Consider the following 16,719-nt stretch of genomic DNA (forward strand, 5'->3'; position numbering starts at 1 on the left):
TTTCAGGTTACAACTGGCACGGCCTGTGACCGCCCGACTTCTGCTACTTTTTCGACTTGCTCTTTTACGTTAAAAACGGCGACCAGACCCGTCAGATGATCGGCCTGGTTTGCGAGCTGGTCGGTAGCGGCAGCCGCTTCTTCAACAAGAGAAGCGTTCTGTTGCGTTACCTGATCCATCTGCGTCACGGCCAGTGCGACTTGTTCAATGCCGCGACGCTGTTCGTCTGAGGCGGAAGCAATTTCGCCCATAATGTCGTTTACACGCGTCACCGAGGTGACAATTTCCGTCATCGTGTGGGCAGCGGTATCCACCAGCTGAGAACCCTGTTGCACCCGAGAGACGGACTCTTCAATCAATACCTTGATCTCTTTCGCCGCGTTCGCGCTGCGGCTGGCGAGATTGCGCACTTCGCCTGCCACTACCGCAAAACCACGGCCCTGTTCACCGGCACGCGCCGCTTCAACGGCGGCGTTCAATGCCAGAATGTTCGTCTGAAACGCGATACCGTCGATCACGCTAATAATGTCGCCAATTTTCTGCGAGCTGGTGGCGATCTGCTGCATGGTGCTGGCCACATGCGACGCCTGATCCCCGCCCTTCTTCGCCGTTAAAGCCGCCTGTTTCGCCAGGTCCGATGCCTGCCGGGCGTTGTCGGCGTTCTGGCTGACGGTGGCCGTCAGCTCTTCCATACTGGCCGCCGTTTGCGCCAGAGACGCAGCCTGCTGCTCAGTACGGGACGACAAATCGTTGTTCCCTGCCGCGATTTCGGAAATACCGGTGTGCATCGCATAACTGCCCTGTCGCACATCGGTCACCGTTTCGCGAAGCGATCCCTGCATTGCTTTCAGGCTGGCAAAAATGGCCGAAATTTCGTTCTTACCAAACACCGCCACCGGACGCGCCAGGTTGCCTTTGGCGATGCTGTCAAAATGGCTGCTGATAATCGCCAGCGGCAGGACGATCATCTTGCGCGACCAGAGCAGCGCCCCGCCGGTGAGGAGCAGCGCCAGGATCACCACGGTGGCGAAAATCACCCCCGACATGTGATAGCTGGTGCGGCTGTCGCTGCTCGCCTCTTCAACGAACTGGTTCATGTCCTGCTGCCAGGCGTTAAAGCTTTTATCGAACGCGGCCTGGGAGTCCTGTACCGGCGCCGTCAGAAAATCTGACAGCTGGTTGTTCTCAAGCCAGGTGGCCTGATGCTCCAGATCGCTATGCCACTGGCTATAGCCCTTTTGCATCTCGGCTTTCAGCGCTTTGGCTTTGTCGCTGAGCGCCTCCTGCGCGCCGAAGGCGTTAAACTGCGCTTCGGCCTGTTTCAGACTGTCACGCGCGGTGGTCATCAGCGCCTTGATGTCATCAGGCGGATAACTTAATGCCGTTAATGTGCCCGCTTTATTCAGCGCGGTGCTGGCCTGCAAAAGCACCGCGCGGGTTTGCGCGAGCGAGGAGCGCTGCTGATTACTCGTCTCAACTTCCTGTAAGTTCTGATAGCCATCGCGAAAAGCCCAGAAAGACAATCCATTACTGCCAACTTGCAACACACCGCAAAGGATCAGAATCAAAAACAGTGTGGTCGAGATACGAATACGATTTAACATCCACGCTCCCATCAAGCGGTCATTAGCCGCGGTTAAATGTCAGTCAAAATGTTTCCCAGTTTTCTTCTTGTCCGGCGGCCTGCGCGCGGGTGTTGTTCATCCTTGCGGCAGGCACGGCCCCGGCAGAGACTGCCCGGGACGCCACCGTATTTTGTGGTCCAGAGGTAAGGCGAAACGCCGAGACGGCCATCTTCAGACGGCTCGCCTGGTCTTCCAGCGCAGCGGCCGCGGCCGCGGACTCCTGCACCAGCGCGGCGTTTTGTTGTGTGACGCGATCCATTTCGGACACCGCCAGCGCCACCTGGTCGATCCCGCGACTCTGCTCATCGGACGCAGAGGCGATTTCGCCCATGATGTCGGTCACGCGCGTCACCGCGTTGACGATGTCGTTCATGGTTTCACCCGCGCTTTCAACCAGCACGGAGCCGGTATCGACGCGAGCGACAGAATCTTCAATCAGGGATTTGATCTCTTTTGCCGCGTTGGCGCTGCGGCTCGCCAGGTTGCGCACTTCCCCGGCGACGACGGCAAAGCCACGCCCCTGCTCGCCCGCACGCGCCGCTTCAACGGCGGCGTTCAGGGCGAGGATGTTGGTCTGGAAGGCAATCCCGTCGATCACGCTGATGATATCGGCGATTTTTTTCGAGCTGCCGGCGATCTCGTGCATGGTTTTCACCACGCCATCCACCACCTTGCCGCCGCGCTGGGCGGTTTCCGAAGCGCTTTCAGCCAGATGCGCCGCCTGACGGGCGTTATCGGCGTTTTGCTTCACGGTAGCGGTGAGCTCTTCCATGCTGGCGGCGGTCTCTTCCAGGGCAGAGGCCTGCTCTTCGGTACGCGAGGAGAGATCGTTGTTGCCCATGGCGATTTCGCTGGTGCCGGTGTAGATCGCATCCGATCCCTGACGCACGTTGGTGACGGTGTCGGTCAGAGAGCGCTGCATGTGATCGACGCTGCCCGCCAGCTCGCTGATTTCGTTGCGACCAGAAATCACCAGCGTTTTGGTCAGGTCGCCACTCGCGATTTCGCGAATGTGACCGATCACCCGCGCCAGCGGGTTGAGCAGAATGGCGCGAATGCCGTACCACACGCCGACCAGCACAATCACCAGCGCGAGGGCCAGGATCGCCATCTGCCATTTGGCAAAGTGGTAGTCGCTTTTGCTTTCGTTGAAGGCCGCGAGGTATTGCTCGCTGCTGGCGGTAGCGTATTCGCTCAGCGCTTTACCGAGGGCGTTTTGCATCCCCTGCGTCGGCTGGGCGAAATAGGCGTCCATATTGCCGTTCTCGAGGAACTGGGTCAGTTCCGCCAGTCCGGCAGCATAGGCCGTGTATTTTTCGTCAATGTTTTCGCTCGCCTGCACCATGGAAGGCAGCGGCGTAATCTTTTTGAAGGCGTCGTAGTGTTTCGCGGCATCGGCCAGGGTCGCGCGCGCATTTTTCAGCAGATCGGTTTTCGCGCTGCTCTGCTGATTGTTCGGGTCCATCATCATGCGGGCGGAAGAGCGGCTCAGGTTGATACGCGTTTGCAGCATCAGATCCCAGGTCGACGTCAGCTCACTCTGCTGGAGACGTAAATCATTGGAAACAGCAAAACTCTGCTGGTTATTTTTTAAAGATGAGAAAAACAGCCCACCGGAAATAAGCTGAAGAAGTGCGAAAATGACCAGCACCATCATCAGCATTGTGACAACGCGGATACGGTTCAACATACAACACCTTCTCTAAGAATTATTAGTGGTGTTATCGGCACAGGCTGCGGGAACTTTACATTTGCGAAAGGGAAAAACGTCGGCTCAGAATGCGACGTCGACGATCAGGGTGTCGGAGTAGGTTCCGGCGGGGGGAGTTGTCTGGCCGGTGAGTACTTTGGCGGTGTAGTTATAGGTGCGCAGAAGCCCGTCAGTACTGACCTGTGATGAGGTGGCGCTCGTCCAGCGCTCGGTTCCGCTACCGCCCCAGCGGTTGCTGGTCGCCTCTTTATAAATGTCGTAATTAATATAATTACCGTTGCTTACCATTCGGCGCACGCCATTCGAGGCATTGGCACCATTGTTGATGCCGATGGTGTAGGTGCTGCCCTTGGTGCAGGTGACGGAAATGGCCTGCGAGACGGTGGGAAAATTTTGCACCAGCGGCGCGCTGTTAAAGTTGACGTTCGGCGTGGTCATCGCGCTGCAATCGTTGGTGACGTTCATGTTGAGCGTAATGCTGGTGGTGGCGGTGCCGGTTTGCGGCGTGAGGCAGAGTCCGACGGCCCCGACGGAACAGACGTTGTAGTTAATGCTAAAGGTCAGCACCACCTGATACGGCCCCGCCGTCACGTTTTGCCCCGCTACCGTGCGGAAATAAAGAGGGATGTTGTACTGCTTGGCCCCCAGCAGGTTGAGCAGCGTTGCGCCGCTCCAGGTATAGGCTTTGGCGATTTGCACTTCGCTGCTGCCGGAACAGCCCGACAGCCCGCACAGCCGGGTGGGAATGACATCGGTGATGGTCGCATTGTCCGTGCGTTTCATGGTCGCGCGGCTGTTAGCTGAGACGGTCGCGGCGGTGTAGTTCAGGGTTACGGAGTCATTGGTGATGAGGTTCAGGATCGCATCGCAGCTCACCACCAGCGTGCCGGTGGTTTCGACTTCGCCCGTGCCGCTCAAGGCAAACGACGTCACGCTGCCGAAATTCGCATTGACGGTGCTGATGTTACACACCGCCCAGCTACCGCCCGAGAACATCAGCAACATCAGGGCGATCAGCAGGCGTTTCACGGGGCCTCCCGGCAGGTCAGCGGCCCGAAGGTTTGCAGCTTGTGATCCGGATTCGCGCCGATGGTCAGGGTGGCATAGCAGCGTTTCCCCTCCGGCAGAATCACTTCCAGCGGGTTCACGTTGTTGAGATTCTCCAGCCACGCGATGCCGTCATACCCGACCACCGCCGTGCTGCGCGCCGCGCGTTTCACCTGGCTGCCGACGGGGATCGCCTCCCCTTGCGGATCGTGCAGAATCACGCTCGCCACTCGCTCCTGCTCCATCGGGAAATCCACCAGATAACCGCTGTGACGGCGAATGGCGACGCGGCGCTCCGTCTCTTTAAGCCGCGTATCGGCGGGCAGATTGAGCGTGTTGATGCTGTAGCTCGCCGGGTAGTAGGCCGATACGCCGCTGACCAGCAGATAGCCGTTGTGATTGGTTTTGCCGACCGGCTGGTTTTCGTAGTTAACCGGCACGTCCGGGTGGCCGTCGGTGCTGATCACCACGAAGGCGTCGTTGATTTTATTGGCAGCAAACAGTTCGTTGTCCATCAGGACGATCGAGCCCATCGCCTCGCCCCACCAGGTCATCATGTCCTGCTCGCCATATCCCCCGCCCTGCACTTCAATATTGTTGTTGCGCCAGCCCAGCGTCGCCTGCTGATAGTTTTGCGATCTCGACTGATTCGCCCACGCCATATTCCAGCTCAGTCCGCCGTCGGACGGCATCGAGTGGTTGTAGTTAATGCGCTGAGTGCTGCCGGAATCCGGCGTATTTTCAAAGGTGACGGCGGCGCTGTCCCGCTCGCCTATTGGAATTTGCAGGGACATCGCCACCGTCCAGTCGCCGCGCTGCTGGTCGCGGCTGGCGGCGAGATAAATACTGCTGCTTCCCCACAGATTGCGGCTCCAGGAGAGGTTCAGCAGCTCGGTTTTCTGGTTGTCAAAACTCTCCACGCCAATCCACGCCGCGCCGATATTGCCGTAGTTACCGAGATTAAAAGTGAGCGAATACTGGTCGGTATTGCGGCTCAGGCTGGCGATGGGCTGATCGTGCTCATCATAGATAGTCGGCTGGTCGTAGAGCGCCAGGTTGCCGTATCCGCGATCGCGCCGGGAGTGCTGCGTCGCGAGGCTAAAGGCGCTGGTGCTGTACTGATAGCCCCAGTTGATCTGCCCGCCGTCGTCGCCTCGCATTCGGCTGCGGGTGTATGAGCCGTTGACCACGCCGAGCTGCCCCAGTTTGACCACCGTTCCCGCCCCGCCGAGCGCCAACTCTTCTGCCGCTTCGCCGTGCCCTTCCAGGGTCAGCCAGTCGGTTAAGCCGTAGCGATACGAGCCGCTGCCCGCCGCCGGTCCGTAGTCAAAATTCTTGATGCCATAGCTGCGGCGCAGACTCCCCAGCGTCACCGCCCCGTCGCTCAGCCCCTGCTTGAGGAGATCGCTGGTGACATAGAACGGCATGGTGGTGCTGACCTGGCGCCCGAGCGCATCGGTGGTGATCAGCACCGCATCCCCTGCACCGTTGATGTAGGGCAGATTGGTGAGGGTGAACGGGCCGGGCTGGAGCTGCGTCGAGCCGGAACGGTAGCCGTTGATGAACAGATCCACCGACGTCGGCACCGCCGCTTCGCCGGAAAACTCCGGCAGCGGCCAGGTCACCAGGTCCGGGCGCAGGGAGAAGTCGCGCCCGTAGCTGATCCCGCCCATGCGTACGCTGCTGCTCCAGCTTAACGCATCGCTGATCACATCCCCGGCGGTCCAGGTGGTGGCGTCGTCTTCATTGGTGATCATCACCGTGGTGTCGTAACGGACGTACCCTTCCTGCTGGCCCGAGTCGCCGGCAAAACTTTTGCGCGTATACCCGGTTGAAGAGAGCGACCCGTTTTCATTGAAATAGCGGAACTCGTGCCAGAGCGAGGCCTGGCCGCCGATGTGTTCCGTGTGGTTGGTGTAGAGATCGTAATTGAGCAGCGCGCCCCTGCCATACTGGGGCTTGCTCTGGGCGGTCTGTCCACCGAAGGGCGTGACCCGGCTCGATACCCAGTCGCGCGGGACGCTCAACAGCAGGCGCTGGGCGGCACTGTCATACTCCACGCGGACATGCGCCAGCCGGGAGAGATCGACTTCGCCGTTCGGCACCTGTTCCGGCGGCAGACCGGCGCGCAGCAGATCGGCGCTGGAGATAAAAAAAGTCCCGTTGCGCTGCGTGACGGGGACCACCAGGCCGGTGTCGTAGTGGTTGATCACCACCGAGAGCTGAAAGACGGCCTCGCTGTTGAGCGCCTGCGCATCCGGCGGCGGCGGAAAACTGTCATCACCGTTTTCGGCCCAGGCGCTGGTCGTCACGCAAAGCAGGATGATCATCGCCGGTTTCAGTGGGCGGGCGCCGACTGCCATTGCGCGTTCCCGGCGTTAATTTGCGCACTCATCTGGCTTGCCTGATGCACGCCTGCCGGCAGCGGCCAGCTGCGGGTGCTGTCCGGGAGGACGTACCCCAGCAGGCCGTCGGCGATGGTCCGCTTGTCGAGCACCACCTGGCTCAGACGGACGTGGACATCGCCCCGATTGCGTACCTGCAGGGCGGGTTTACCGTCCTCCTGCACAATTTTCCAACTCAGGTTTTGCGGCTCCGCCAGGGCGTGATGCGCCCCCTCTTTGATCGTCGGGATGCCCTGGCCGTAGACGAACAGCGGAATGGAGTAGCGCATCTGGATTTTGAGGCCGATTTCGGGACGGGATTTGTCGCCGGGCTGAGGAATTTCGTCGACGATAATGCGGTAGGCTTGCTCGACGCCCATCGGAACGTCGTTCTGTTTGATCAGACGAATCAACTGTTTGCCGTCTTTGCCAATGGTGACAATCGGCGGGCTGGCGACCACATCCTGCTGAGCGGTGTAGCGCTCGAAACCGTTCTCCTGCTTCCAGCGCATTATGCGCACCTGCATGGTGGTGGCACTGTTACCCTGATTCTGGATCCACAGCTCGGTGGCTTTGGTATCCGCGGAAAGCCAGGGGTCGATCGGCCACAGCAGAATGGTCGCCGCCGCGTTGGCCCTCCCCGTCATCACGGCCAGTACGGCCCACATCCCCAGTACGCCATAGCGAATAGATGATGCCTTCATTGACCTTCTCCCTTAGTTCACCATGACAAGGTCACAGTGAGTTGATCTGAATAGGTGCCAGCCGGGCTAAACCCCGTCAGCAGCGCCACACCAAACAGCGGCAGCGCAATATTGTTGCTATTGGTATAGGTCACCGGCACCGCCTGATTGACCCCGATCTCACTGTTAGCCGCCAGCGAACTGCTGCTGTACAGGCGGTAGGCCACCATTTCCGTCCCGCTGGCCCGCTGCATCCTGCGCACCGAAGAGTAGTGCTGCCCGCCGTCGATGCTCATACTCAGGGCGACGTTGGGCGTGCAGGCGATCGACAAGGAGCCGTTCGGCACAAAGCTGGTGCTGACCTGCCCGGTCGCAACGCCGGATCGCGTACCAAAGTTAAGCGTCCCGAGCACGCCGCCGGTGCCTGTTGTCACCGAACAGCCCGGCACGATCGTCGCCGACACCTGAAACGACTGCGAGGTGACCGCGTGCGCCGTTCCCACTGCCGCTACCCCGGCGATGAGCACAAATAAAAGGCGCAGTTTTCCCTCTGCGATTTTTCGCAGACGTGAGATGACATCGGTCATTTCCGGCGCTGGAACTAGTAGGTCACGCTGACGTTAATGGTGTCCGTATAGGTTCCCGGTACCACGGTGACGCTGTTCCCGCCCCCGGTAATTCGGCCATACAGGGTGTAGCTGTCGACGCCGCCTGCGGTGGAGGCCACCGGGAGCGGTGCGTTGTTGGCGATCACGTTGTTAAATCCGCTGTCGCTAAACAGGCTGTAGGCCACGCCCTGCGCGGTGTTGGCGGTATTCACCAGGTAGCGCGCAGGCGTGCCCGGCGTGCCGACAACGGTGCCCGGCGCGGTGGAGTTGGTGTTTCCGGTGATCGCCACCGTATAGCTGGCGGTCGTACACTGGATGGTGAAGGTGTTCCCTCCGCTGGCACCCGCTAACTGGGTGGTGAGGGTGGAGAAAGTGGCGGGATGGGTCCCGAAATCGAGGCTACCGAAGTTGATGCCGTTTTGGGTCGGAGAGCCGTTGATCAGACAGCCGTTGGTTAGTGTCAACGTGGCACCGATGGTCCCGCTGCTGGTCACCGCCATCGCCTGCTGCGCTACGAAAACCAGCATGCCGCCCGTACAGATCAGAAGGAGTTTACTTTTCATTTACAGCCCTCCAGAAAGTGTTGCCCTTCGTATTTTATTTATACCACTCAATCTGTTAGCACCACTTAACATTCCCAATCAGCGCTTATTGAGAATTTAGTTTATGGATCGCGGTTCAACCACCAGGGCAATTGGACCTCATACCTTTGCCCTATTGATGTTTTATTCCAATTTAAAACAATAAGTTACATGTTGTGCGATAGGTTTAAACGCCGCTTTGTTGAGGATATATTCACAATAATGTGATTAGCGTCACAATATATCGCTCACCCGTTAGCAACAAAATTAATAAAACTTAAAAATTTGTTGTATCTGCATTCGCTTTACTTCAATTTATGCGATGAATGTATTTGTGCGCTGAAATAAAAAAAACATATGACTCAGCGCACTGATGACAACTTAGGCGCATAAACAGAGGGTCTTTTTTCGTGGCAAGTGCAAACAAACTCACGCTCTTCATCGTGATTTTCATGCTGGCGGGTATTCTTTCAGGGGCAGTCATTCACGAGTACGCGTCTGCCGACGCTATCGCGACCTGGGCAGACAACATCACACTCCTCACCGATATTTTCCTCCGACTGATCAAAATGGTGATCGCTCCGCTGGTGTTCAGCACACTGACGGTGGGCATTATGAAGCTCGGCGAAACCTCCACCATTGGCCGCGTCGGCGGGAAAGCGATGGTGTGGTTTATCAGCTCCTCGGTACTATCCATATTGGTCGGTCTGTTTATTGTCACCCTGGAGCAGCCCGGCACGGGCCTGAACCTGACGATCCCTGCGGGCTCTGTTGACACCGGGCTGGCGGTCAGCGGGATGTCGCTGAAGGGGTTCCTGTCGCACACGATTCCGACCAGTATTGTCGGCGCGATGGCGAATAATGAAATTCTACAGATCGTGGTCTTCTCGATGTTCTTCGGCATCGGCGGCGCGTCCCTGGGCGAGAAGTTCAACGCCCCGCTGGTCGCCGCGCTGGACGTGGTCTCGCATATCATGCTGAAGGTGACCGGCTACGTGATGTACGTTGCGCCGCTGGCGATTTTCGCCGCCATCTCTTCAGTTATCGCCACGCAGGGACTGGGCATTTTGCTCAACTACGCCTCGTTTATCGGCGGATATTACGTCGCCATTCTGCTGACCTGTCTGGTGCTGCTGGCGGTGGGCTATATGGTGCTGAAAAAAGAGGTCTTCCGCCTGGTCAGCATGCTGAAAGATCCGGTACTGGTGGCCTTTACCACCAGTAGCTCAGAGGCCGCTTACCCGAAAACGCTGGAGCAGCTCACCCGCTTTGGCTGCTCGCGCAATATCGTCTCCTTCGTCCTGCCGATTGGTTACTCCTTCAACCTGGTCGGCTCGATGGTCTATTGCTCCTTTGCGTCGATGTTTATCGCCCAGGCTTACAATATTCATCTGAGCTTTGCCGAAGTGACCGTCCTGATGCTCACGCTCATGCTGGCCTCAAAAGGCATCGCCGGTGTCCCGCGTTCCGCGCTGGTGGTGCTCGCCGCGACTATCCCGAGTTTCAACATTCCGGTTGCAGGGATTTTGCTGCTGATGGGAATCGATCATTTCCTCGACATGGGCCGCTCGGCGATTAATGTGCTGGGCAACGGGATCGCCACCGCGATGCTGGCGCAGAATGAGGGCTTGCTGGAAGAAGAGCCAGAGCTGGTGGAGCAGGAAGCGTAAGGTGTAAAAAAGCCGGGTGGCGCTGACGCTTACCCGGCCTGTTTTTTTAATCTGAATTTACTTCCCACATTTTCCTGATACCCATCTCATCATTTTATTTATTCATCCCACAAATTTAAAAAAACCATTCATATACAACAATAATAATTTAAAGTGCACATGATTAATTATTTAATCATTAACGGACAATAGCTCTAACTTATTGACCCCAGTCAAAAAAGAAAAAACCACGACAGTGTATCCCCTACTCTTTCTTATATTGTCCGATGCTGTACTACCTGAAACATTTTCGCTCTGCCACACTGCCGTTTATTTCCATCCGGTTTTCATTAACAACAGGGAAGAGATATGTCATTACATGGACTGCGTTTTACACTGGAAGTCGAGGGTCTGGCGACAAATACTTTTGCCGTGGTCAGGTTCGGATTAACTCAGAACTACTCCTCACCCTTTGTTCTGGAAGTGGATGTTGCAAGCGATTCATTTAATCAAACAGCCGAACAACTGCTGGAGAAAAATGCCACTTTGACTATCTGGCAAGGGCCGCAGGCGCTACGTTATGTCAGCGGTACTGTTGCAGCCTTCGGAATGAAAGAAAACAACGGCTGGCAGATGCAATACCATTTGCGTATCCATCCTCCTCTTTGGCGCAGCGCCCTGCGGCAAAATTTCCGCAGTTTTCAGCAGCAGGACATTCAGACTATTTCTGCCCTTCTCCTTAATGAAAACGGCATCACTGACTGGAAGCCCGTATTTTACGAAGATCATCCGACGAGAGAATTTTGCGTTCAGTACGGGGAGAGCGACTTCGCATTTCTCGCTCGCCTGTGGTCAGAAGAAGGTATTTTCTTTTACGACAAAATGGCAAAAGACGGTCCGGCCCAAACACTGACGCTCTGTGATGGCGTGGCCGGATTATCCACTGCAGGTAGTTTCCCTTTTAATCCAAATACCGCCACAGAAGTTTCCACTGAATGTATCAGCGCCTTTAGCTATCAGGCTCAGATTCGCCCTTCTTCCGTCGAAACGCAGGACTATACCTTCAAAGTCCCTCAGTGGCCGGGATATTACGGGCAACCCGGGGAAAATCTGAACGGGCAATACACACAGTATGAAATTTTCGATTATCCGGGTCGCTTCAAAGATGAACAACATGGGCAGGATTTTGCCCGCTATCAGATTGAAGGCTTGCGTAACAATGCAGAAACGGCCACCTGTGCCAGCAACTCACCCACCTTGTCGCCCGGCGTCATCTTCACTCTCACTGGGCATCCTGTACAAACGCTCAACCGCGACTGGCAGGTGATAAGCAGCATGTTGAACGGCGAACAACCGCAGGCCCTGCATGGAAGTCAGGGCAATGGCACCACGCTGAACAACCTGTTTGCGGTCGTTCCGGCAGATAAAACCTGGCGTGCGAACCCGTTACCAAAGCCGAAAGTGGACGGACCGCAGAGCGCAGTGGTCACAGGCCCAGCGGGGGAAGAGATCTTCTGCGATGAGCATGGGCGCATCCGCGTGAAATTCCGCTGGGATCGATATCACGGCGCAACCGAGGACAGTTCCTGCTGGGTGCGTGTATCTCAGTCCTGGGCCGGAGCGGGGTTCGGTCATCTCGCCATTCCACGTGTGGGTCAGGAAGTGATTGTCGATTTCCTCAATGGCGACCCGGACCAACCCATTGTGATGGGCCGCACCTACCACGAAGATAACCGCTCTCCGGGAAGCCTGCCTGGGACCAAAACCCAAATGACGCTTCGTTCAAAAACCTACAAAGGCGGCGGGTTCAACGAACTGAAATTCGATGATGCGACCGGTAATGAGCAAGTCTATATCCATGCTCAGAAAAACATGGACACCGAGGTCCTTAACAACCGCACAACCGACGTGAAAGTGAATCACATGGAAACCATCGGCGCAAACCAGATGATTACCGTGAAGCAAAACCAGATCCAGACGGTGGTGCAAAACCAGAAAGAGACCGTGGGGCAAAACCAAATAATTACCGTTGGCCTGAATCAGGCGGAGACGGTCGGCGTGGCCCGGGCACTGACGGTCGGTGTTGCCTACCAGACCACGGTGGGCGGAGTGATGAACACCTCTGTGGCAATGACACAATCCTCACAGATTGGAATACAGAAATCTCTTCTGGTTGGTAAAGGTTATGACGTTAGCGTGGGGGAAAACGTCACCTTTACTGTTGGGAAAAATAAGAGTGAAAGTACCGGAAAAGTAGCGGTTTACTCAGCTGGCGATCATCTTGAATTGTGCTGTGGTATGGCCCGTCTGGTATTGACCAAGGATGGAAAAATATTTCTTAACGGTACCACCATCAACCTGCAGGGTGCAGGGGCAATCAGCGGCGACGGGTTATTGATTAACTGGAACTGCGGCGTGGCAGAAACCCCGCCTCAGGCCTAGTCGATACCATGGATTATCTGAACATTCACAAAAGGAATTGACCATGAGCGGAAAACCCGCCGCCCGCCAGGGCGATATGACCGCCATCGGCGGCCCGATTGTGCAGGGCAGCCTTGGGGTGATGATTGGCGCACCGACCGGCGTCGCCTGTTCGGTGTGTCCGGGCGGTGTGGTGTCCGGCAGTCCGGTGAACCCGCTGCTCGGGGCCAAAGTCCTGCCCGGCGAAACGGACCTCGCACTCCCCGGCCCGCTGTCCTTTGTTCTGTCGCGCACCTACAGCAGTTACCGCACCAGAACCCCGGCGCCAGAGGGTATTTTTGGTCCCGGCTGGAAAGCGCCTTCCGATATCCGCCTGCAACTTCGCGACAATGAACTTATCCTCAACGACAACGGCGGGCGCAGCATTCACTTTGACCCGCTCCTGCCGGGCGAGGTGGCGTTCAGCCGCACGGAGTCCTTCTGGCTGGCACGCGGCGGTGTGCTGAACCTGAATGCCGTCCATCCCCTGCACCGTCTCTGGCAGGCCCTGCCGGAGGACGTCCGCCTCAGCCCCAACATTTACCTGGCCACCAACAGCCTGCAGGGCCCGTGGTGGCTGCTCGGCTGGGCGGAGCGCGTGCCGTCCGTGGACGAAGTCCTGCCCGCCCCGCTCCCGCCGTACCGGGTGCTGACCGGGCTGGTGGATAATTTTGGTCGCACGCTGACGTTTCACCGCGCCCCTTCAGGTGAGTTTGCCGGGAGCATCACCGGAGTGACCGACGGCGCAGGCCGCCGCTTCCGGCTGGGGCTGACCAGCACAGCCACTGGTGTTCGTCTTTCCGAAGTCTGGCTGGCACACGACCCGGAGTATCCGGACAACCTGCCCGCAGCACCTCTGGCGCGTTACGACTATTCGCCCCGCGGCGAGCTTTCCGCGGCGTATGACCGCAGCGGCACGCAGGTTCGTCAGTTTACGTATGACGACAGGCATCCGGGCCGGATGGTGGCCCATCAGTATACGGGCAGGCCGCAGACGACCTATCGCTACGATGCCACCGGGCAGGTGACGGAGCAGCACAACCCGGACGGTCTGAGCTACCGCTACCAGTATGAAAAACACCACACGGTCATCACCGACAGCCTGAACCGTCGCGAGGTGCTGCACACCGAAGGCGAAGGCGGCCTGAAGCGGGTGGTGAAAAAGGAATTCACCGACGGAAGCATCACACAGAGTGAATTCGACAACGCGGGCCGCCTGGTGGCGCAGACCGACGCGGCAGGCCGCAGGACTGAATACCGGCTCAGTCCCGGCTCGGGCCTGCTGGCAGCAACGGTCACGCCGGACGGCAGGCTCACGGAATTTTACTACAACAGCCAGCGTCAGCTGACCGCCACGGTGTATCCGGACGGGCTGGAAAGCCGGCAGGAGTACGACGACCTGGGCAGGCTGACCGCCGACACCTCACGCCAGGGCGACGTGACGCGTTATGCGTATGATGACCCGCACAGCGAGTACCCGACTGCGTCCGAAGACCCCACCGGCAGCAAGAAGCAGATGACCTGGAGCCGCTACGGCCAGTTGCTTTCTTATACTGACTGTTCGGGATATGAAACCCGCTATGAATATGACCGCTTCGGGCAGTTGACGGCTGTCCATCGAGAGGAAGGCTTAAGCCAGTACCGGGCATACGATGCGCGCGGCAGGCTGGTCAGCCAGACAGATGCCACAGGCCGGCAAACCCGCTACGAATACAACGTCGCAGGCGACCTGACGGCGGTTATCAGCCCTGACGGTCAGCGCAGCGAAACCGGTTTTGACACCCGGGGAAATATCGTCCTCGCAGCGCAGGGCACCCTCACCCGGCGGATGGCGTACGACGTCGCGGGTCGCGTCACCACGCTTATTAACGAGAACGGCAGCCACACTGAATTCGCTTACGATGCGCTGGACCGTCTGACGCAGGAGACCGGTTTTGACGGACGCATCAGACGCTACCGGTACAACGCCAGCGGGCAACTGGTTCACAGCGAAGACGAAAGCCTGACTACCGTCTGGCAGTATGACGACGCGGGACGCCTGCTCAGCCGCATGGTTGACGGTGAACCCGCAGAGCAGTGGTGCTACGAAGAACGCGGCTGGCTGACGTGTATCAGCCATCTGAGCGAAGGACACCGCGTCACGGTTTCATATGACTACAGCCCCGAAGGCCGTCTCACGGCCGAGCGCCAGACGGTGCACTGTCCCGAAACAGATACCCTGCTGTGGCAGCATGTCACCCGGCATGACTATCGTTCGGGCATGGCGAGCCGCCTGACCCCGGACCAGTTGCCGCCCGTGGAATGGCTGACGTATGGCTCTGGTTACCTGGCGGGGATGAAGCTCGGCGACACGCCGCTCATCGAGTACACCCGTGACCGCCTGCACCGGGAAACGCAGCGCCGGTTCGGTGGCTATGAGCTGGCGACGATGTACACGCCCGGCGGAAAGCTCCAGAGCCACCACCTCAACATCCCGCAGCTCAGCCGGGACTACACCTGGAATGCGGACGGACAGCTCACTCACATCCGCGGCCCGCATGACCAGCGCGACTACGGGTATGAGAACGGACGCCTGCTCAGCACACACATACAGTCCGCGCATCACGACCTGTCGCAACAGACCCCGACTGACCCGGCGGGGAACCGCACAGCGGCACAGGAAACTCTGCCGGACGTGTGGCGGGATAACCGCATCACTCAGGACGCAGAGCATTTTTATCATTACGACGTCCACGGCAGCCTGACAGAAAAAGACGAGCGCCGTATCCATCGGGACGGGAGCATTACCCATCACTACGGGTACGATAACCAGCACCGGCTGACACACTACCAAAAGAGGCAGAGCGGTCACCTGCTGACCGAGAGCCGCTACGCGTATGACCCGCTCGGGCGCCGTATCTGCAAACAGGTCTGGCACGGCCGGGTATACGACGGTATCTGGTATCTCCCGACCGCCCCCGCTGAATCCGTGTGGTACGGCTGGGACGGCGACCGGCTGACCACCACCCAGACCGACACCACCCGCATCCAGACGATTTACCAGCCGGGCACCTTCGCGCCGTTAATCCGCATCGAAACGGCCACCGGTGAGCTGACAAAAGCCATTCGTCGCACTCTGGCAGAGAAACTCCAACAGGACGCGGGAGTGGATTTTGTACCGGAGCTGGTCGCAATGCTGGATAATCTGGAATGCGAACTGCAGACCGGCCAGCTCAGCGACCACAGCCACCAGTGGCTGGCACAGTGCGGCCTGACGCCGGAGCAGATGAAAAATCAGATGGAGCCGGAATACACCCCGGCCCGGAAAATCCACCTGTACCACTGCGACCACCGGGGGCTGCCGCTGGCCTTAATTAACGAAGACGGCAGCCTCGCATGGAGCGGGGAATTTGATGAATGGGGAAACCTGCTGCACGAAGAGAACCCGGAAAGTCTGCAACAGCTTATTCGCCTGCCGGGGCAGCAGTACGATGCAGAGACGGGGCTATATTATAACCGGCATCGCTATTATGATCCGCAGCAGGGGCGGTATATTACGCAGGATCCGATTGGGTTCATGGGTGGAGTTAATTTCTATAGCTACCCGCTGAATCCATTGACGGGAATGGATCCTCTGGGATTGTTTGCTATCCCGCTTCCGCCAATGCCTGTTCCTGGGATGTTGAATTCTTGCAACGATTTGAATGACAAGGCAGCAAAAGGCTTAACTAAATGGCTTAATAAAACTTTTGGTGGGACTGAGGAGGAAAAATGTCCGCCATGCAGCCCTCCTGTAGGTGAGAAGTTTAATATTGATGTTCACTATGAATCGCATGAAGGAAGAGGCTTAGAAGATGGATCTCATGGATGCGAAGTACTGACTGGCAGCCCGATACATTGGCATTATGATGAAAATCATCAAAACCCTAAAACATGCGACTGCCATCCTAAGAAACATGTTTTTGGCGGTTGTGGAACGCCTTAAAAGAACC

At 57.8% G+C, this 16,719-nt stretch carries 10 protein-coding genes; 3 read left to right on the top strand and 7 right to left on the bottom strand.

The genetic code is table 11. The features are described from left to right. Window positions 1-2 precede the first annotated feature (2 nt). From tap to QQF33_RS15120, 7 genes are all read right to left on the bottom strand, one after another. The gene (gene tap, locus QQF33_RS15090; protein WP_285144229.1) at window positions 3-1,604 is read right to left on the bottom strand and encodes a methyl-accepting chemotaxis protein IV; all 1,602 of its coding nucleotides are present in this window, start codon (window positions 1,602-1,604) and stop codon (window positions 3-5) included. A 43-nt stretch (window positions 1,605-1,647) separates the two neighbouring features. Further along, window positions 1,648-3,315, bottom strand: a complete 1,668-nt coding sequence (tar, locus tag QQF33_RS15095; RefSeq protein ID WP_285158086.1) for a methyl-accepting chemotaxis protein II — start codon at window positions 3,313-3,315, stop codon at window positions 1,648-1,650. 84 nt (window positions 3,316-3,399) lie between these two features. Next, window positions 3,400-4,365 carry a Csu type fimbrial protein gene (locus QQF33_RS15100; RefSeq protein ID WP_285158087.1) on the bottom strand — a complete coding sequence of 322 codons (966 nt, stop codon included), beginning with the start codon at window positions 4,363-4,365 and terminating at the stop codon, window positions 3,400-3,402. Beyond that, complete coding sequence (locus tag QQF33_RS15105; RefSeq protein ID WP_285158088.1) at window positions 4,362-6,746, bottom strand: fimbria/pilus outer membrane usher protein; 2,385 nt, start codon at window positions 6,744-6,746, stop codon at window positions 4,362-4,364. The genes QQF33_RS15100 and QQF33_RS15105 overlap by 4 nt, the downstream gene beginning before the upstream one ends. Next, entirely contained in the window at window positions 6,722-7,471 is a 750-nt protein-coding gene (locus tag QQF33_RS15110) for a fimbrial biogenesis chaperone (RefSeq protein ID WP_390888258.1), read from the bottom strand. The genes QQF33_RS15105 and QQF33_RS15110 overlap by 25 nt, the downstream gene beginning before the upstream one ends. A gap of 17 nt (window positions 7,472-7,488) precedes the next feature. Next, on the bottom strand, window positions 7,489-8,037 hold the full coding sequence (locus QQF33_RS15115; protein WP_285149451.1) for a Csu type fimbrial protein: 549 nt from the start codon (window positions 8,035-8,037) through the stop codon (window positions 7,489-7,491). 14 nt (window positions 8,038-8,051) lie between these two features. Next, entirely contained in the window at window positions 8,052-8,621 is a 570-nt protein-coding gene (locus QQF33_RS15120; protein WP_285149450.1) for a Csu type fimbrial protein, read from the bottom strand. A 428-nt stretch (window positions 8,622-9,049) separates the two neighbouring features. Between QQF33_RS15120 and QQF33_RS15125 the strand changes: the two genes are divergently transcribed. The 3 genes from QQF33_RS15125 (at window position 9,050) to QQF33_RS15135 (ending at window position 16,712) form a co-directional block, all read left to right on the top strand. Next, complete coding sequence (locus tag QQF33_RS15125) at window positions 9,050-10,309, top strand: dicarboxylate/amino acid:cation symporter (protein WP_282494692.1); 1,260 nt, start codon at window positions 9,050-9,052, stop codon at window positions 10,307-10,309. A gap of 348 nt (window positions 10,310-10,657) precedes the next feature. After that, the gene (locus tag QQF33_RS15130; protein WP_285149449.1) at window positions 10,658-12,730 is read left to right on the top strand and encodes a type VI secretion system Vgr family protein; all 2,073 of its coding nucleotides are present in this window, start codon (window positions 10,658-10,660) and stop codon (window positions 12,728-12,730) included. A gap of 43 nt (window positions 12,731-12,773) precedes the next feature. Beyond that, window positions 12,774-16,712, top strand: coding sequence for an RHS repeat-associated core domain-containing protein (locus tag QQF33_RS15135; RefSeq protein ID WP_285149448.1), 3,939 nt, complete (start codon window positions 12,774-12,776; stop codon window positions 16,710-16,712). The last annotated feature ends 7 nt before the right edge of the window (window positions 16,713-16,719 follow it).

This window comes from Lelliottia wanjuensis (assembly GCF_030238365.1).
GTDB lineage: Bacteria > Pseudomonadota > Gammaproteobacteria > Enterobacterales > Enterobacteriaceae > Enterobacter > Enterobacter wanjuensis.

Bases quoted from the DNA above. Each gene is read 5' to 3' on its own strand.
- QQF33_RS15115 (WP_285149451.1), bottom strand. From the start codon at position 8,037: ATGACCGATGTCATCTCACGTCTGCGAAAAATCGCAGAGGGAAAACTG.
- QQF33_RS15135 (WP_285149448.1), top strand. From the start codon at position 12,774: ATGAGCGGAAAACCCGCCGCCCGCCAGGGCGATATGACCGCCATCGGC.
- QQF33_RS15110 (WP_390888258.1), bottom strand. From the start codon at position 7,471: ATGAAGGCATCATCTATTCGCTATGGCGTACTGGGGATGTGGGCCGTA.
- tar (WP_285158086.1), bottom strand. From the start codon at position 3,315: ATGTTGAACCGTATCCGCGTTGTCACAATGCTGATGATGGTGCTGGTC.
- QQF33_RS15105 (WP_285158088.1), bottom strand. From the start codon at position 6,746: ATGGCAGTCGGCGCCCGCCCACTGAAACCGGCGATGATCATCCTGCTT.
- tap (WP_285144229.1), bottom strand. From the start codon at position 1,604: ATGTTAAATCGTATTCGTATCTCGACCACACTGTTTTTGATTCTGATC.
- QQF33_RS15120 (WP_285149450.1), bottom strand. From the start codon at position 8,621: ATGAAAAGTAAACTCCTTCTGATCTGTACGGGCGGCATGCTGGTTTTC.
- QQF33_RS15130 (WP_285149449.1), top strand. From the start codon at position 10,658: ATGTCATTACATGGACTGCGTTTTACACTGGAAGTCGAGGGTCTGGCG.